At 51.9% G+C, this 17,908-nt stretch carries 16 protein-coding genes; 4 read left to right on the top strand and 12 right to left on the bottom strand.

Translation table 11 applies throughout. From position 1 onward, the window contains the following. Genes SPIRS_RS07445 through SPIRS_RS07460 form a run of 4 tightly spaced genes read right to left on the bottom strand, consistent with a single transcriptional unit; the run spans window position 1 to window position 2,739 of the window. Window positions 1-477: a pyridoxamine 5'-phosphate oxidase family protein gene (locus SPIRS_RS07445; RefSeq protein WP_245537727.1), complete on the bottom strand. Its 477-nt coding sequence runs from the start codon at window positions 475-477 to the stop codon at window positions 1-3. A 6-nt stretch (window positions 478-483) separates the two neighbouring features. Next, on the bottom strand, window positions 484-1,818 hold the full coding sequence (locus tag SPIRS_RS07450) for a phosphomannomutase/phosphoglucomutase (protein ID WP_013254067.1): 1,335 nt from the start codon (window positions 1,816-1,818) through the stop codon (window positions 484-486). After that, window positions 1,815-2,273 carry a hypothetical protein gene (locus tag SPIRS_RS07455; RefSeq protein WP_013254068.1) on the bottom strand — a complete coding sequence of 153 codons (459 nt, stop codon included), beginning with the start codon at window positions 2,271-2,273 and terminating at the stop codon, window positions 1,815-1,817. The genes SPIRS_RS07450 and SPIRS_RS07455 overlap by 4 nt, the downstream gene beginning before the upstream one ends. 46 nt (window positions 2,274-2,319) lie before the next feature. Then, complete coding sequence (locus SPIRS_RS07460; protein ID WP_013254069.1) at window positions 2,320-2,739, bottom strand: OsmC family protein; 420 nt, start codon at window positions 2,737-2,739, stop codon at window positions 2,320-2,322. Window positions 2,740-2,839: 100 nt separating this feature from the next. Between SPIRS_RS07460 and SPIRS_RS07465 the strand changes: the two genes are divergently transcribed. Continuing rightward, on the top strand, window positions 2,840-3,823 hold the full coding sequence (locus SPIRS_RS07465; protein ID WP_148224043.1) for a class I SAM-dependent methyltransferase: 984 nt from the start codon (window positions 2,840-2,842) through the stop codon (window positions 3,821-3,823). Here the strand turns inward: SPIRS_RS07465 and SPIRS_RS07470 are convergent. From SPIRS_RS07470 to SPIRS_RS07500, 7 genes are all read right to left on the bottom strand, one after another. Beyond that, window positions 3,771-5,087, bottom strand: a complete 1,317-nt coding sequence (locus SPIRS_RS07470; RefSeq protein WP_013254071.1) for an amidohydrolase family protein — start codon at window positions 5,085-5,087, stop codon at window positions 3,771-3,773. The two genes, SPIRS_RS07465 and SPIRS_RS07470, sit on opposite strands and share 53 nt — an antisense overlap. A gap of 5 nt (window positions 5,088-5,092) precedes the next feature. Continuing rightward, window positions 5,093-6,775, bottom strand: coding sequence for a glutamine--tRNA ligase/YqeY domain fusion protein (locus SPIRS_RS07475; RefSeq protein ID WP_013254072.1), 1,683 nt, complete (start codon window positions 6,773-6,775; stop codon window positions 5,093-5,095). Between the two features lie 77 nt (window positions 6,776-6,852). Further along, window positions 6,853-7,971 (bottom strand): GGDEF domain-containing protein, encoded by a 1,119-nt coding sequence (locus SPIRS_RS07480; RefSeq protein ID WP_013254073.1) that lies wholly within the window; start codon window positions 7,969-7,971, stop codon window positions 6,853-6,855. A 23-nt stretch (window positions 7,972-7,994) separates the two neighbouring features. After that, complete coding sequence (locus SPIRS_RS07485; RefSeq protein WP_013254074.1) at window positions 7,995-9,608, bottom strand: ABC transporter ATP-binding protein; 1,614 nt, start codon at window positions 9,606-9,608, stop codon at window positions 7,995-7,997. After that, window positions 9,605-10,624, bottom strand: coding sequence for an ABC transporter permease (locus SPIRS_RS07490; RefSeq protein ID WP_013254075.1), 1,020 nt, complete (start codon window positions 10,622-10,624; stop codon window positions 9,605-9,607). The genes SPIRS_RS07485 and SPIRS_RS07490 overlap by 4 nt, the downstream gene beginning before the upstream one ends. After that, window positions 10,624-11,724 carry a microcin C ABC transporter permease YejB gene (locus SPIRS_RS07495; RefSeq protein WP_013254076.1) on the bottom strand — a complete coding sequence of 367 codons (1,101 nt, stop codon included), beginning with the start codon at window positions 11,722-11,724 and terminating at the stop codon, window positions 10,624-10,626. Before SPIRS_RS07495 ends, SPIRS_RS07490 begins: the two co-directional genes overlap by 1 nt. A gap of 3 nt (window positions 11,725-11,727) precedes the next feature. Then, the gene (locus SPIRS_RS07500; protein ID WP_216086406.1) at window positions 11,728-13,536 is read right to left on the bottom strand and encodes an extracellular solute-binding protein; all 1,809 of its coding nucleotides are present in this window, start codon (window positions 13,534-13,536) and stop codon (window positions 11,728-11,730) included. A 176-nt stretch (window positions 13,537-13,712) separates the two neighbouring features. Here SPIRS_RS07500 and SPIRS_RS07505 point away from each other — a divergent pair, with 176 nt between their 5' ends. Genes SPIRS_RS07505 through SPIRS_RS07515 form a run of 3 tightly spaced genes read left to right on the top strand, consistent with a single transcriptional unit; the run spans window position 13,713 to window position 17,131 of the window. Continuing rightward, entirely contained in the window at window positions 13,713-15,344 is a 1,632-nt protein-coding gene (locus SPIRS_RS07505) for a histidine kinase dimerization/phosphoacceptor domain -containing protein (RefSeq protein ID WP_013254078.1), read from the top strand. Window positions 15,345-15,386: 42 nt separating this feature from the next. Continuing rightward, complete coding sequence (locus SPIRS_RS07510) at window positions 15,387-16,265, top strand: DMT family transporter (protein ID WP_013254079.1); 879 nt, start codon at window positions 15,387-15,389, stop codon at window positions 16,263-16,265. Further along, on the top strand, window positions 16,262-17,131 hold the full coding sequence (locus SPIRS_RS07515) for a DMT family transporter (RefSeq protein WP_013254080.1): 870 nt from the start codon (window positions 16,262-16,264) through the stop codon (window positions 17,129-17,131). The genes SPIRS_RS07510 and SPIRS_RS07515 overlap by 4 nt, the downstream gene beginning before the upstream one ends. Here SPIRS_RS07515 and SPIRS_RS07520 read toward each other — a convergent pair. Then, the gene (locus tag SPIRS_RS07520; protein ID WP_013254081.1) at window positions 17,109-17,885 is read right to left on the bottom strand and encodes a PHP domain-containing protein; all 777 of its coding nucleotides are present in this window, start codon (window positions 17,883-17,885) and stop codon (window positions 17,109-17,111) included. The genes SPIRS_RS07515 and SPIRS_RS07520 overlap by 23 nt on opposite strands. Between the last annotated feature and the right edge of the window lie 23 nt (window positions 17,886-17,908).

A 17,908-nucleotide genomic window follows, 5' to 3' on the forward strand; every position in this document is an offset into this window, starting at 1 on the left:
TTAGTAACCCGAGGCCTTCCCTGTCATGGATGTGATCTCCAGGCGGAAAACCCCGGTAGCTTCGAGTCTCTTATCGGGAAAGGCGAAATCGCTCCTGCCCGTGTATTTGTGCATGATCCTATTGAGCCCTTCTCGTTTTTCGTCGGGATCCTCAAGAAGCACGGGAAGGGCGGTCCCCATTATCGAACGATAGCGCATCGAATAGCTGCAAGCCTCCTCGCCCTTTTTCAACGCTGCGTCGCACCAGGCAAGAAAGAAGATAGGTTTCGCCTGGTTCAAGAGGTCCCACTTTCTTCCCGCCCTGGCGCAGTGGATAAAGAGGGCGTCTTCGCCTGTCCCAAAGGATAGCGGAACCCCGTAGGGACTCCCCTCATCGTTGAAACAGAGGGTCAGAACCTCCGCTTTGTCAAGAACGGCCCACAGTTGGGCCCTCTCTGTTACTGCCTTGTCGCCCCTTCTCATTGCCCGTTTTTCCATGGTATGTCAGGTAAAGTCGGAAAGAAGCGACGTGATCGATTCCAACTTTGCCGAAAGAAGCTCATCGGTTTTTGCTTCGACGACGAGCCGTAGATAGGGTTCGGTGTTGGAGGGGCGTACATTAAACCACCAGTCGGCGAATTCGATCCGGTATCCGTCGAAATCAAAAAAGGCTGTCGGTTTTTCTTTCCCCTCAAAGTACTCTTTGAGGGCATCCATCGCCTCCTGCTTTTTTTCGATCCGGAAGTTTATCTCTCCGGAGTTGGCATAGCTGCGAATATCATCGATCAACTGGGAAAAGGTGCGCCCCCGCTTTTTTGCCTCGGCGAGGACATCGAGGACAATCAGGCTGGCAAGCATACCGCTGTCGCAGTTATAGAAGTCCCGAATGTAGTAGTGCCCGGCCAGCTCACCCCCGTAGATGGCTTTTAGCTCCCGCATCTTCAGCTTGGCAAAGGCGTGGCCTACCTTCCACATGTGGGCCTTGCCTCCGAGTTTTTCGATATACTCGTAGACGGATTTGCTGGTGCGGATATCCATGAGCACATTGCCCTTTTCTGTTTTGAGAAAATGGTGACCCATGAGGGCGATAATGAGGTCGGGAGGGACAAACTGCCCCTTTTCGTCTACGAACATCACCCTGTCGGCATCACCGTCGTAGATGATCCCCACGTCGCTGCTGTTTGCTCTAACGGCCTGTTTCAATGCCTCTACATTCTTTTCTTCGAGGGGATTGGGCTCGTGGTTGGGAAAGGAGCCATCCAGGGTATCGAAAAGGTAGCGGGGGCTCTCTCCCAGCAATTCGTGTACCAGGATGGATGCCATGCCGTTCGAGCAATCCACCGATAGTTTGATCCCTGAAAGGTCTGGGACCGACGCCTTCATATAGGCTATGTAGGGGCTGCGTATATCCACGCTCTCTACCGAACCCCGTTTTTTTACCGGGGTGATGGGATCATCGAGCATCTTTTCAAGTTCCGAGAGGCCGGTATCGTAACCTACCGGAAGCGCTCCGCTTTTGGAGACCTTAAGCCCGTTATATCGTGCCGGATTGTGGCTTGCAGTGATCTGAACGGAGGCATTGTAACCGAAACGGGCTGTTCCCCAATAGACCATTGGTGTGGTTGCAAGACCCGCATCACAAACATCCGCTCCTGCGTCGTTTATGCCGCGACAGAGGGCCTCGAAGATTGTTTCGCTGGATACGCGAACATCTCGACCGACCAGGATCTTGTCGGCACCCAGAAGGCCGGGCAGGTGAAAACCTATCTTATAGACATCCTCGGCATTAAAATCTTCGTTCCAAACCCCTCTTATGTCGTAGGCTTTAAACGCTTTCATACAAGCTCCTTCATATGCTGGGTAAATCCCTTGATATCGAAAAGCTCAAAATAGAAGGCCCTACCGTCCTCTAGGCAAATTTCAACGGCACTTCGTCCTAACATCTTGCGCAGACCTGTCGATTCCGCCACACGTTCAGGTGAAATCCGCCCATTGACGACGGCCTTCACCTGTCCCAGCACAACGGCCCTGAATCCCGTGATATCCGAAGAGGAAAATTCCACCTTATATTTTGTATATTCCTCTTTCTTGGAATTAAACAATGCCAGAAGCATGTTCGGCTGCCGTTCAAAATCTTCAAAAATCAGACGGTCTTCGATTCCATAGAGCAGGCCGCCTAAGTCCCGTTCTCCTCCCCCGTTTTTGCCAAGAAACAGGGCATAGGTTTTATAGCGAATTTTACCACCGTTCTGCTCTTCAAGTTCTCTGAGCACTTTGTCTGTGTCGTCGTTCATGAGAAACAGTTTCCCATAGCATGCTGAAAAAGACAAGAGGAAAGCGTTATTCCAGGTATTCTATTCGCCAGTTTACCTGTGCTCCCTTGGAAAGCTGGGCACTTACCCCGCAATACCGCTCCTGGCTCAGACGGACCGCTTTTTCTACCTTCGCCTCATCAAGTCCGTCACCCTTCTTAAACTGATAGACGATTGTTACCTCTGTGTAGTAGCGAGGATGTTCTTCTGCCGCCTGGCCTTCGATTTCCATATTGAACCATGTAAGAGGTTCCTGCATTTTTTTCAGGATCGATACGACATCCATTCCCGAACAACCTCCGAGGGCTGCAAGGAGGAGAGGCTTCGGCCTCGATCCCGTGTCATTTCCGCCTGAAGAAGCGTCTGCGTCCATAACGATTGTGTGTCCGGTTACATCTGCCTCAAAAGCCATTCCCCCCTTCCATTCACAAGAGACCTTATTGCTCATAGTATCCTCCTTCGTTGATAGTGTTTTTTTAATATACTACAAGAATAGCCGATCGTGGAGCTTCTTGCATATCGGCGGCATCATGGGTAGAGTGGGGGGAATGAAATCTTTTTCCACCATATTGAAGGAGCGGCACCAGCGCTTCCGCAGGCTTTTTGCCGGCGACAGAACCAACTGCTTCCGGGTCTACGACAGGAACGATGCCCTCTATCCCTATACCATCGACTTGTATGACAGGCGTATTTTGATTACCGAATATGAGGGTACTGCAAAACACGTTCCTGCGGGACTGAAAAGAAACGAACTGGAGGCTATGGTTGCCTCTTCGCTTTACGTCGATCCTCATGACGTGTTTTACAAATTTCGCCCGAGGCTCCACGGACGCACGCAATACGAGAAGCTGGACAATACGGGTGAACTCTTCCCGGTGACGGAAAACGGACTGACCTTTCTGGTAAACCTCACCGACTACGTAGATACCGGGCTCTTCATGGACCATCGCCTAACACGGAAGATGGTGGCCGAGGAGAGCTTTGGGCTTCGGGTTCTCAACCTTTTTGGGTACACCGGAGCCTTCAGTGTAGCCGCAGCGGCAGGAGGGGCTCTCGAAACGGTTACCGTCGATCTTTCCTCTTCCTATCTTGCTTGGGCGGAAAAGAATCTGCGGGTGAACGGTTTTATTGGTGACCAGCACCGTTTTATAGCCGAAGATGTGCGAAAATATCTCATGGAGGCCGATAAAGAGCGTTCCGGATTCGACCTGGTTATTCTCGATCCCCCGCTTTTCAGCAACAGCAGAAAAACCGATGGGACCTTCGACCTTCAGCGTGATTATGTTTGGTTTGTAGCGGCTGCCATGAAACTGTTGAACGATGGGGGCAGACTACTCTTTTGTACGACCAAGAAAGAGTTCCACTTTGATCCAGGCAGGATTATGGGATCGGAAAGTTTGGAGATTACCCGGGAGACCCTGCCGCCCGATTTCGACGCGAGAAAACCACACCGCTGCTGGCTTTTGAAACGGAAAACCGTTACCGTTGTCCGAAAAAATTCTTCACACGATCCAGGGGCCCATCCTCGGTAAAGAGAAACTGCCTCGGATTCGTCGAAGAAAAGAGATGAACCTCCTCGTCTGAGAAGGACGAGGCCTCGAAGGTAAGATAGTAATCGAGATAGCTTCTCACCTTGGAAAGGTTTACCATGAAATCTGTTCCGAACATTGTTCGTGCAAGTGCCTTTGTCCTCAAACGGGGGGGCAGCGCAAGAAGGTGCTGCTGAAGAAAGGGGTAATACTCCGCCCTCGTGCCGTCGAAACTGAAGTCGGCATAAACGTGATCGTAACGATCCATAAGAGCGAAGATCTCTTTTAACCAGTCGAGCTTTCTGATGGTTCCCCACTTCTTATTGTACTGGTAGCCGTAGTGGCCGAAGTTGATTTTGAGCTCCGGGAAGGCCTCCAACGCCGATGCCCAGCGCCGGGGGGAGCTGTTGCGCCACGCCACCTTTACCGGGATGGTGCGATATCCCTGATCATCGCAGTGGGTCGTGATTGGAATCTTTCGCTTTTGACAAAATCTGAAAAGAAGTTTTACCTTTTCCAGTTCTTCGGGCTCCTCCGTGGGCCACGGATCAAAGCCGAGGGGAGGGTAGACCTTGATGCCTGAGAATACATTGCTGCCAACCCCCTCCATGAGGCCCATAAAACTACTTATGAGCCTCGTCGTTTCTGTTCGGAAGGTGAATGAGGAACTGTACACCGAAAAGTACTTTTTCAAGAGTTCTTCGAGCTCCCGAAGCGAATAGTTTCTGGTATTGATACCGAGGAAGGGATAAATCCTCAGTATGCCGTCGGGGCGCTCCTTGTGGTAGCGTTTGATTCCTTCCAGGGTATCCCTGACGTATTGCCACAAGGGACGCTCGGGGGGACGCGAATAGTAAAGGTCGCCTTCCACTCTTCGCTTGTTTGAAAAGTCCATAACCAGGGGAGTGAGTACCAGCTGACGATATTCCCGTTTTCGGAACTTCAGTACCCCGTGTTCGATGAGAGGTCGTCTTCCTTCCTCATCTGTTTTATCTCTCTCTTTAAGAAAGTGACCGGAAAGGTCGTCCTCCATGAGCTTAAAAATGCCTGCAATATCATGCTCCATCACCGCAAGCATGTTCTGAGCATTGTGAACAGGGTGGCGAACCTGTGAATCGATGAGGTAATTCGGCGAAAAAATATCGTTGATTACCTCATCGGTGAAATTCTTCCTGAACTCCTGAATAAACATCAGGAGGTTTGGATGGGCAAGGTTCATTGCGTGACAATGAGGATCGTAGAATATCTCCTCCCTGTTCACCGGCATCCTCCTTAAGCCTCTATCTTTTTCTGAAGCTTTGCCCAACTATCCCTGAGAGTGACCGTTCGGTTGAAAACCGGAGCTCCCTTTTTACTCTCCTTTGGGTCCACGGTGAAGTAGCCCTTCCTCAAAAACTGATAGTGCGCTTCCGGTTCGGCATCGATTAGAGAGGGTTCCGCCATCGCCTTGATGGTGGAAAGGGAGTCGGGATTCAGATCGTCGAGAAAGTTACCGGTGCGGGAACCAGGCTCCGGCGAAGTAAAAAGGTTGTCGTAAAGACGAACCTCAAGCTCCTTTGCATGGGAAACGCTGACCCAATGGCTTGTCCCCTTGACCCTCCGTCCGTCGGGAGTACCTCCCCCCCTGCTTTCGGGATCGTAGCTGCAGTGGATGGTCGTAATCTCTCCCGCTTCGTTTTTCTCAACCGAAACACAGGTAATGTAGTAGGCGTGCTTAAGCCGTATCTCCCTGCCGGGAGCAAGGCGGAAAAACTTCTTCGGAGGATCTTCCATGAAGTCTTCCCTTTCGATGTAAACCTCTCTGGAAAAGGGAACCATGCGCATTCCTCCGTCGGGGTCCTCGGGATTGTTTTCCGCTTCGAGCAGCTCCTCTTTTCCTTCGGGATAGTTGTCTATGACAACCTTGACCGGATCAAGAACCACCATCACCCTCAGCGCTCGCAGATTCAGATCCTCACGCAGGCAGTGTTCGAGAAGGGCCATATCAACGGTGCTGTTTACCTTGGCAACCCCGATGATATCGGCAAATTGACGGATTGCCTCAGGCGTGTAGCCTCGTCGTCGAAGCCCGCTAATGGTCGGCATCCTGGGATCGTCCCAGCCCGATACATGCCCTTCTGTTACCAACTGAAGGAGAATTCGCTTACTCATTACCGTATACGTGAGGTTCAGGCGAGCAAATTCTATCTGCCGGGGATGGCATTCCATCTCCGTCTCTTCAACGGACCAATCGTAGAGAGGGCGGTGATCTTCAAACTCCAGGGTACAGATCGAATGGGTGATGCCCTCGATAGCGTCGGAAAGGGGATGGGTGAAGTCGTACATAGGGTAGATACACCACGCATCACCTGTCCGGTGATGGTTGATCCTTCGGATTCTGTACAGTGCCGGATCACGCATATTCATATTGCCGCTTGCCATGTCGATCTTTGCCCGCAGCAGCATACTTCCGTCGGGGAATTCTCCCTTTCGCATCCGCTCGAAAAGATCGAGGTTCTCTTCGATGCTGCGTGTTCTGTTCGGACTCTCTTTTCCCGGTTTCGTTAGGGTACCCCGATATTCACGCATCTGTTCGGGGCTGAGATCGTCCACGTAGGCTTTCCCCGCCTTGATAAGCCGTACCGCGCGTTTATACAGCTCTTCAAAATAGTCCGAGGCATAATACTCATGTGCTCCCCAGGAAAATCCCAACCACTGTACATCGCGCTTGATCGACTCGATATATTCCAGAGATTCTTTTTCCGGATTGGTATCGTCAAAACGAAGATGGCAACGTCCGCCATATTTCTTGGCAAGCCCAAAATTGAGACAAATGGACTTTGCATGTCCGATATGTAAGTAGCCGTTCGGCTCCGGCGGAAAACGGGTTACGACTTGAGAATGCTTCCCTCTGGCAAAATCATCTTCGATGATTCGTTCAATGAAATTGAGGGACGATTTTTCCGCATCAGCCATTGCATGTTCTCCTTCATAGTTCTATCAAGTATTTCCGGCTATTCTAGCAAAAAGAAAGCATTTGCGCCAGTATCCGCTTAGGACTTCAAATGCTGGGCCTTATAAAGAAAGCCGGGATTATAGATTGTTATTTGGTTACGGCCGTTGTTTTTCGAGGTATAGAGGGCCTTATCCGCCTGCGCGATGAGTTCGTTTTCGCTTGCAAGGCGGCCGGCGTTGACATGGTTGACCCCAATGCTGATTGTCAGCTTCAGGATGAAATCTTCGTACTCGACCCTCATCTTCTCCACCTCCGATCGTATTCTTTCGGAAACCTGGATTGCCCGCGTGAGGCTGTTGTCGGTCAGAAGGACGAAAAACTCTTCTCCCCCGAAACGGGAGAGGACATCCTCTTCTCTCAAGGTGCGCTCCAGCGTTCTTGCAAGGGCAAAAAGTGCTTTATCGCCTGCCAAATGACCATGCTTATCATTGATCACCTTGAAATGATCGACATCGATGGCAAGTATGGAAAAGGCGCTGGCGTAACGCTTCACCTTGGCAATCTCCTCCTGCAGACGCCGCATGAAATAGGCATGGTTGAAAAGCCGTGTTTTATAATCGGTTACCGAACTGGTATAATAGATTTTATTCTGGAGACTGATGGAGGCAAACTTCATCAGCTTGTCCAAAAGGATCATCTCTTCGGGACTATACTCTTCTCCCAAAACTTTTCTGCCAATGACGATTAAACCGAAAAGTCCATCCATGCCAATGAGGGGCACGATAATTGCCGGGTCGAGGATCTTTAAGCGATTTGCTATCGCTTTCTGTTCCACGGTGTATTCAAAAAGATGGAAATCAATAGGGTTGGGATAGCGTGAGAAAAAGTGGCGATAGTCGTCCAGCGTTTTGAGAACAACCTTCGGTTTTACAGGCCGTAACTGCTCGAAACAAAGGGTTGTGATCGGATCATCATTTTTATGATTCTTGAAAAAAAAGACGAGATGGGAAGGAATAAATTTATCAACGATGCAGGAGATAAGGAAATGAACCAATTCGTCCGGGCTTCGCTGATTGAAAATCTCGACCGCATTCGACAGAAGCTCCTCCAATTCGTGGATACGATGCTGCTGGGCGTTGAGTTGTTGGAGTATCCCCGTTTCCTGGAGAATGTCGTAATGCTTAAGAAATAATTCGTTTGCAGGGATTTCTTTCACCTTTTTGGCTCCGGCATCTTATACTATGTGGCTCTTCTTTCCTGGTCAAGCATAAAAGCCGTTTCAAGTAATCTTCTGGTGTACTCCTGTTGTGGTTCTTTCATGACCTGTTCGGCATCTCCCTGCTCGACAAGGACTCCCTGCTTCATGACGCCGAGAGAACGACAAAGGGCCCGTACCACCTTGAGGTCGTGGCTGATGAAGAGATAGGTAAGTCCATGTTCGGCCTGGATATTCAAAAGCAATTCAATAACCTGAAACTGAATGGACCTGTCGAGGCTTGATGTTGGTTCATCAAGCACCAAGAGATCGGGCTTGAGAACAAGGGCTCTGGCAAGGGCGATGCGCTGCCGTTGTCCTCCGGAAAATTCGTGGGGATATCGCTCCCCGATTCCTGGATCGAGCCCCACCTCTTCCAGGGCGGAGGCAACTCGTTCTTGTCGTTCCGGGATGCTCAGCTTTTCATGGACACGTAAACCCTCTCCGACAATATCGGTTACGCACATTCTGGGAGAGAGGGTTCCGAAGGGGTCCTGAAAGACCGGCTGCATCCATCTGCGAAGGGGGCGAAGTTCATCGCCTTTGAGGTCGTGGAGCGGCTCTCCCTTCAGGAATATCTCTCCGCTGCTGGGAATAAGGCGCAAAAGGGCTCTTCCCAGGCTGGTCTTTCCCGAGCCGCTTTCTCCCACCAGCCCGAAGCTGCCGCCTCGGGGAATCGAAAGAGAGACGCCGTCCACCGCCTTGATATAATCGACGGTTCTTTTGAGGATTCCCCGCTTCACGGGAAAGTGGACCTTAAGATTCCTGATTTCCAAAAGCCTCTCGTCGGGGGCCGTGTTCCGTTTTGGAGGGGCTGCCGCTGGTTCTGATTCGATGAGGAGTCTGGTATAGGGATGGGTGGGGGAGGCGAAAAGCTTCTTGGTTTCCGCCTCTTCGACGATCTTTCCCTCTTTCATAACCACGACCCTGTCGGCAATCCTTCCGACGATGGAGAGGTCGTGTGTGATGAAAATCATTGCCATTCCAAGCTCCCGCTTCAGATCAAGGAGCAGGTCGAGGATCTGGGCCTGGATCGTCACATCCAGGGCTGTTGTCGGCTCATCGGCAATCAAAAGCCTGGGCCTGTTGACAATGGCCATGGCGATCATCACTCGCTGCCGCTCTCCCCCCGAAAGCTGATGGGGAAAGGCCCCAAGTCGCGTTTCCGCATTCCTGAGGCCGACACGGCGGAGCATTTCAACAACCCTTATGCGGTTTTGCTTGCTGTCGGTCCCCCCGTGGAGGAAGAGGCTTTCGGCAACCTGCCTACCGATATTCTGGAGGGGATTGAGGCTCGACATCGGTTCCTGGAAAATCATGCCGATCTCTTTTCCCCTGACTCCCAGCAGTGTCCGTTCCGGTGCGCGGAGCAGCTCCTGCTCCCTGAAATAGATCTTTCCGGAAGGGTATTCGGCCGAAGGCCCCAAAAGACGAAGGATGGATGCTGCCGTAACCGTTTTTCCCGATCCGCTTTCTCCGACGATAGCGAGGCTCTCATGTTCTCCGAGCCGAAGATCGATGCCATGGACCACCTGCCTAAGCCGCTCTTTCCGGCGAAAGCCGATCCGTACGTTTTCTATGCGTAGCAGCGAAGTCACAGGTTCCTCCTCGGATCAAAGGCGTCGCGTACCGCTTCGCCAACGAAGACCAGCAGCGCCAGAATCAGAGCGAGAACAACAAAGGCGGAGATGCCGAGCCAAGGTGCCTGAAGGTTTGCCTTTCCTTGAGCCAGAAGCTCACCGAGGGAGGGGCTTCCCACAGGCAGCCCGAAGCCGAGAAAGTCGAGGCTGGTGAGGGTGGTGATCGCTCCACTGAGAATGAAGGGGAGAAAGGTGAGGGTTGCCACCATCGCATTGGGAAGGATATGGCGGAACATGATGTGCCGGTCCTTTACCCCCAAGGCCCGGGCCGCCTCGACGTATTCGAGGTTCCTGCCCCGTAAGAATTCCGCGCGGACCACTCCCACGAGGTTCATCCAGCCGAAAAGGAGGGTGATCAAAAGAAGCCACCAGAAGTTCGGCTCCACCACGCTTGAAAGAATGATGAGGAGAAAGAGGGTCGGCATCCCGGACCACACCTCGATGAATCGCTGGCCGAGGATGTCGAGTTTTCCGCCGTGATAACCCATGAGAGCCCCGACCGTAATCCCGATGATAGATGAGGTGATGGTGAGGGCTAGGCCGAACAGGACCGATATCCGAAAGCCGTAGATGAGCCTGGCCAGCACATCCCGTCCCTTATCGTCGGTGCCGAGGATATTCTCCCGGGTCGGAGGGCTCGGCGCCGGACTGGGAAGGGCATAGTTGATGGTATCGTAGCTGTACCTGACCGGCGGCCAGAGCATCCAGCCCGCTTCCTCGATCAGGTCGGCGACGAAAGGGTCCTTGTAATCGGCTTCCAGTTCGAACTCGCCGCCGAAGGCCGTTTCCGGATATTCGTGGGTCAAGGGGAAAAAGAGCCGTCCGTCGTACCAGATCAGAAGGGGCTTATCGTTGGCAATAAACTCTGCAAAGAGCGAGAGAACAAAGAGTATGAGAAAGATACGCAGGGACCAGAGTCCCCGCTTGTTTGCCTTGAAGCTGTGAATTCGCTGTACCTGCATCTCGCTCATCATCACTGCTTCCTCGATTCGAAGTCGATTCTGGGATCGACAATGGTGTACGTGATATCGCTGATCAGATTAAGCACCAGTCCCAAGAGGGTGAACATGTAAAGGGTCCCGAACATCACGGGATAGTCCCGCTGCATGGTGGCCTCGAAACCGAGGAGTCCCAATCCATTGAGACTGAAAATCACCTCGATCAGGAGGCTCCCGGTAAAAAACATTCCGATGAATGCCGAGGGAAAGCTTGCGATGATCAACAGCATGGCATTTCGGAAGACGTGACGAAAAAGTACTCGTTTCTCGGTACAGCCTTTTGCCCTGGCGGTTACCACGTACTGCTTGCCAATCTCGTCGAGAAAACTGTTTTTCGTCAGAAGGGTAAGGGTGGCAAAACCGCCTATCACCATGGCGAGGATGGGCAGGGTAATGTGATGGAAATAATCGAAGATCTTTCCCGCTGCCGAGAGCTGATCGAAGTTGTCGGACACCAGCCCCCTCAGGGGAAACCATTTGAGATAGCTTCCCCCTGCAAAAAAGATGATGAGTACGATGGCAAAGAGAAACGTGGGAATGGCGTTGCCGAGAACGATCGCCGTGCTGGTCCAACTGTCGAAGCGACTGCCGTTTCTCACGGCCTTGGCAATCCCCAGGGGGATGGATACCAGATAGATGATGAGGGTGCTCCAGAGCCCGAGGCTCAGGGAAACCGGCATGCGTTCGATGATCAGTTCTACGACTCCCTTGCCCTTGAAGAGGCTTTCTCCGAAGTCGAAGACCAGATAGCGGCGAAGCATGGAGAAGTAGCGCACATGCAGGGGCTTATCGAAGCCGAATCGCTTTTCGATCTCCGCCACCACCTCCGGGTCAAGGCCCCTTGCTCCGCGGTAGCTTTCTTCCCGGCTGCCGCCTTGGCCCTGCGCCTGGTCCCCTCCGCTGCTTCCCGCGATACGCTCCATTGCCATGTTGGTATCTCCTATCCCGTGCATGGAGGCAAGGGCCTGATCCACTGGCCCGCCCGGGGCGATCTGGACAATAAAAAAATTGAGCGTGATGATGGCGATGAGGGTGGGGATGATTAAAAGCACCCGCCGAAGGATGTAGGAGCCCATTGCTTATCGATGTTCCTCCGGCAACATAGCGGCCTTCTGTTCGTCGTACCACCAACAGTCGACACCCGTACTATATTTGGGCAGCATGGGCGGTCGGGAAAATTTATTCCAGTAGGAAATCCAATATGCCGAGTTATGCCATTCCGGGACCAGATAGAAGTTCCAGCTTAGAACCCGATCCAGAGCCCTGCCCCAATAGATCAGCTGTTGGCCGTTTTCCTGATTTCGGATGATCCCCTCGATCAGGTAGTCCACGGCGGGGTCGCTTACACCTGCGGTGTTATAGGTGGAGTCGAGATATGCGCTGTGCCACGGAAACAGTAAGCTGCTGTCGGGATATCGCCTTGCCCGGTACACGCTGCTTATCATATCGAAATCCCGTTCCCTCAGACGGTTGGTAAACTGGCTGACGTCGACTACCCTGATATTCATGGTGATGCCCACCCGCTCGAGGTTTTTCTGGAATGCAAGGGCGACTCGTTCTAATGATGCATCCGCCAAAAGGAGTTCAAACTCCATGGCTTTTCCCGTTGCGGCATTGACCAGCTTCCTGTTTCGTACCTCCCAGCCCGCCTCTTTAAAAAGGGCGAGGGCGGAACGCATCTGACCCCTGATGTTGCCCGATCCGTCGGTTTTTGGAGGATCGTAGGGTTGGGTAAAGAGTTCCGGAGGAATCTGATCCCTGATCGGCTCGAGGATCTTCTTTTCCTCGGGAGAGGGCAGCCCCTTTGCCTCGTATTCGGTGTGCTGGAAAAAACTGCGGGTACGGGCGTACTGGCCGTAGAAGAGGTTCTTGTTCATCCATTCGAAATCGAAGAGATAACCGATGGCCCGCCGTACCTTCGGGTCGGAAAAGATCGGCCGCTGGATATTAAAAACAAGGGCCTGCATGTTGGCAGGCAGCTGGTGTTCGATGGTCTCCTTTTTAATGTAGCCCCTGTCGAAGGCTGAACCGGTATAGAGGGTCGCCCAAGTTTTACTGGTATTTTCGAATCGCAGGTCGTACTCTCCCGCCTTGAAGGCCTCGAAGGCAACATTACTGTCCCGATAGTAGTCGTAGCGGATGTAGTCGAAGTTGTCTCTTCCCCGGTTTACCGGCAGATCCCTCGCCCAGTAATCCTCCAGCCGCTTGTAGACGATATACTGGCCGATCTTGTAATCCGAGATGGTATAGGCCCCAGAGCCTAAGGGAACCTCTGTCTGCGGCTCCGAGAAATCGTGGTCCTTCCACCACTGTCTCGGGATAATGGTCAGGCTTGCAAGGGAAAGGACCATCTCCCGGTCCCCCTTTTCAAGGGTGAACTTTATCCGCAGGCGGTCGAGTACCTCCACCTCCCTGACCGGTTTAAAGTATGAACGAAACTGGGGAACCCCCTTTTCCATGAAGGTGGTAAAACTATAGCGAATATCCTCGGCGGTAATGGGCTCGCCATCCTGGAATCGTGCCCTGGGATCGATATGGAAGATCACCCAACTGAAGTCGTCGGGGTATTCGAGCTTTTCAGCAATCAGAGGATAGACGCTCTCGACCTCATCATCGCTATAGGTCATGAGGGTATCGTAGAGTGCTGTACTAGCAGGGTCGGGCACGCCGCGAAGGGCGTAACGGTGAAAGTTATCGTAGGTTCCGATGTTATACCGTCGTAAGGTCCCCCCCTGAGGAGCATCGGGCCGTACATAGTCGAAATATTGGAAATCGGGGCCGTATTTCGGGGTACCTCGAATGGAAAGGGCGTGACGTATCGTTACCTCGCTCCAGGCCGTTAGGGTCAAAAGAAGCATAATACACGATAGTATGACTCTACGCATCATGAACCTCCGGTGTTTCTCTTTCCAGTTACGTTACCGTTACAGTAAGGCAAGAGCCCCTCATCGTCAATGATGAGGCTATCTATTAGTATGTGTTTAGCAAGATTTTACTCTACTATGGGCGAGTAAAGCCGCTTCTTCTCTGGTGGAGAATCGACTTTATCGTTTATACTTAATACGTGGAAAACAAGGTTTTTAATGAACGTTACAACGTATTATTTCACAATTCCGCCATTGCTATTCTGGAAGAGGATTTCGGTGAGGTTATCGAAGCACTTCAGTTCCTGCCTGTTCACAGTGATACACAGCTATCGGCCTATCTGAATGAGCATCCGAAAATGGCACGGGAGCTCATGTCCAAGGTCCGAATCGTGGATGTAAATCCTGCGGCCCTCAAGCTTTTCGAGGCGGAAAGTAAAGATCAATTTCTCGGTTCCCTTGGACGGATTTTAAGCAAAGAAACCTCCCGATTCCTGCAGGAAGAGCTTATAGCCGTCTATCGAAAAAAAGAGACCGTCGAAGGAGAAACGATCAATCTGACGTTTGGAGGCAAGCCTGTTCATTTGCTTATCTCCGTATCGTTCTTCTGTGCGGAAGCATCTACCAGCCGTGCCCTTGTCTCCATGGTTGATATTACGGATCGAAAACAGAGGGAACGAGCGGCGGAAAAGCGTCGTTTTCTCTCCGAAACGATCCAGGAGATCACCATGGTCGTTACCGGGGAGGTTGATCGGGATAGGCTTTTGGACCTTGTTCTTGAACAGGTTCGACGGATTGTCGATTTTACCAGCGGAAGTGTAAAACTATTTCACGATCATATTCTCAAGGCCGAACGATCCCTCGGTCACAAGGAGCGTGGCGCCTTTGAGTTTGTCATGAACCATGAAATAGACCCCCTGTACTATCCTGTCATACAACAAACCATCGAAACCGGCGAGCCCGTCGTGATCGGCGATGCTCATACCTATTCCGGCTGGACCGTCTTTCCCGCCACGGCCTACATCAGATCGGTCATCTATCTTCCGCTTTTGGATGGTGAAAAGGTGGTCGGGGAGATTGCACTCGAACATGAGCTTCCCAATATGTATACGACTGAGGACGCCGAGCATCTGAAGCCCTTTGCGGCGGCGGTTTCTCTCGCACTAAAGAACAGCACGCTTTACCGACAATTGTACGATGCCCTTCAGCAACGTGAGGTATTGCTTCGAGAGCTTCATCATCGAGTGAAAAATAATCTTGCCCTGGTCAATAGCCTTGTGAATCTGCAATATGCAAAAACAAAGGATCGGGAAACCGAAGAGATCCTTGCAAAAATTCAACGGAAGATTTCCTCCATTCTGCTTGTCCACGAGAAACTCTACATGGGAGGCGACCTTAAGTACATCAAGCTATGTGATTACCTCCATGCACTTCTGCAGGAGCTTGCCGCTTCCGAAAGCGGTCACAGACGCATTGCGGTCAACGAGGAGATCGAAAGCTCCCTTTTCTATTCGATTGAACGGTTGATCCCTTTAGGTCTTATCATTGCGGAGCTCTTTACCAACAGCCTGAAATATGCCGAAATTCCCGTTGAACAATTGCTCGAATTCACGGTTACCGTCACCATCTCGGCAGGACGTGCTCTCTGCTTTGTTGCCGATAATGGAAAGGGTTTTTCTCCGGATGTCAGATTTGGAAATCCTCTCAACGACAGCGAAGGAATAGGACTCTCGCTGGTGGAGAGCCTGGCCCGACAGATAGACGGAGATGCGGAGATCCTTCCGGGGCCTGGCGGCGGAGTCCGGTTTTCCTTTCCTCTTGAAAGGGTCTGAGAACGGATTGCAGTTTTTTCTTTGAATGTATAGCTTAAACCAATGAAAAATGATCTTCTTTTGTTGACCACAGCGGCCATCTGGGGCTTTGCCTTTGTTGCTCAGCGGAGCGGAATGGCCTTTATCGGTCCCCATACGTACAACGCCCTCCGCTTTCTTCTCGGTGCACTTTCTCTTTTCCCGCTTTTCCTATGTTCCGCCCATGGAAACCGGATACATCGTCAGCTTCGGCAGGGGAAATGGGTTGATGTTCTCCTCGCGGGCCTTTTCCTTTTTGGCGGATCGGCCCTCCAGCAAATGGGAATTGTGTATACCTCGGCGGGGAAAGCAGGTTTTATTACCGGTTTTTATGTTGTTCTGGTTCCCTTGCTGGGAGGGCTCTTCGGCCTTCATAGCGGGAAACGAGGATGGACGGGGGCGATTCTGGCTCTATCCGGTCTCTATTTTTTAAGCGTACATGGAAGGTTTTCGATCGCTTTCGGGGATCTGCTGGTGATGATCTCCGCCTTCTTTTTCGCATCCCATGTGCTTTATCTTTCACGGATCTCTGTCCGCTTTGATCCTCTTTTTCTTTCGATTGGCCAATATCTCGTCTGTGCCCTGCTCAGCCTTGTGGCGGCTCTGTTCTCCGGGGAACGCATCGATTCCGCATCCTTTGCAGGAGCTCTTCCTTCCATTGCTTACGGTGGCATTATGTCTGTCGGCGTTGCCTATTCGCTCCAGATTGTTGCCCAGAGAAAGGCCCATCCCACCCATGCCGCCATCATTCTCTGTATGGAGAGTCTTTTTGCGGCCTTGGGGGGCGCCCTGCTTCTTTCCGAGCGCCTCAGTTCCCGGGAACTTTTCGGTGCGACATTAATGCTCGCCGGGATGCTCGTAAGCCAGGTCCGCAAGAGGGTGAGGGAGCGTGTAGAACGATGAGTTCCGACAAGAGAGAAAATCGTCCTCTTTTGGGGGCTGCTTTGATGACAGCCTCGGCAGCCTCCTTCGCCCTGATGGGGGCGGCCGTTAAATATGCCCAAGGTGTTCCTGTCTTTGAGAAGGTACTGTTTCGTAATCTCATTATTCTCTTCATAGCCGTTGTATCCCTTGCCTCCAGGCGCATATCCCCCTGGGGAGAGGCAGAGGATCGAACGAAGTTGTTTTTACGTGCCCTTTTAGGTTATATCGGCGTGGTCTGTACCTTCTATGCCCTTGGCAAGCTGCCTCTCGCCGATGCCAACCTATTAAATAAGACCTCACCCTTTTTTGTTACTTTTTTTGCAGCCATTTTCTTACATGAGCGATTACGTCGTATCCATATTCCCGCCCTGATCGCGGCTATGATCGGGGCTGTTCTCATCATTAAACCTGGTTTCGATGTAAACGCATTTCCCGCTTTTATCGGTTTCCTTTCCGCTATTTTTGCAGGCGCCGCCTATACCCTCGTGCGTTCCCTCAACGCCAGAGAAGATCCCATGGTGATCATCTTCTATTTTTCGCTTCTTTCGGTCCTCGTCAGCCTGCCTCTGGCCATGCGCGGCTTTGTGGTACCCAATCCACCGCTCCTGGTTGCCCTGGTCGCAACCGGACTTTTCGGGGCTGGGGGACAGTTTTTCATTACCTTAAGTTATCGCTACGGCAAGGCCGCCGATATCTCGATTTTCAACTATTCAAGCGTGATCTTCTCTCTTCTCATCGGTTATATAGGCTGGAGAGAGCTTCCCGATTGGTTTTCATTGACCGGGGCTCTTCTTATTTTGGGAGCCGCCGGCCTTGTCTACTTTACCGCTCGAAGGGATCGATGACCGGCACCGAAAATTCTTCGGCAAGGGCCCGTGCCTGATCGACTGAAGAGAAAAGATCGGAGGGTTTGTGGGCATCCGAGTTACAAACCGCCTGAATCTTTGTTCCTGAGGCAAGTTGCCAGAACTCGTCGAGAGGGTAGGGGCGGCGTAACGCTCCCGTTGGGCTTGTGACTTTTTTCTTTCGAAGACCATAGCCATTAATTTCAAGAGGAAGCGCACAGGCCTCGGCGGAAGCGATAATATCGAGACTGCAGGCCCTTGCATTTTCGTCCCACTGATTGTAGCCCAGTCCAAAACCGTCGGGGTGGGCTATAAAGGTGAAAAGACCGCTTTCTATGGTTTTCGCCATGTGGCGCGCATAGGAAACAAGTCGTGGCGGAGTGTCTGCATCCCCGATATACAGCCACTCTCCGTGGTGTGGAAACCAGTGGACGGCACCGATCAGATAGTCAAAAGAGTGTTTACCTAGAAGTTCTTCCTGGTAAAAGCCTATGTACTCCGGGGACCATTCGCATTCCACTCCTTTAAGGATCCTCAATTCTGGCAGGGCTTCTGCGGCCGCTTCTATTTCCGCGATATACTCTTCAAGCTCGCTAAGGGCCATACGCATGTGTGGCCAGCGCCCATCGGGGAGAGGCGTGTGGTCCGACATGCCGAGCACCGAACTCTTTTCTTTTTTTGCCTGGAGGGCGTAATCCATGACCGAACCCTCTGCGTGTTGACAGCGTTTTGTGTGCGTATGATAGTTGTTCATCGGTAGGCCAGGGTACTCCGGAA

Source organism: Sediminispirochaeta smaragdinae DSM 11293 (assembly GCF_000143985.1).
GTDB lineage: Bacteria > Spirochaetota > Spirochaetia > DSM-16054 > Sediminispirochaetaceae > Sediminispirochaeta > Sediminispirochaeta smaragdinae.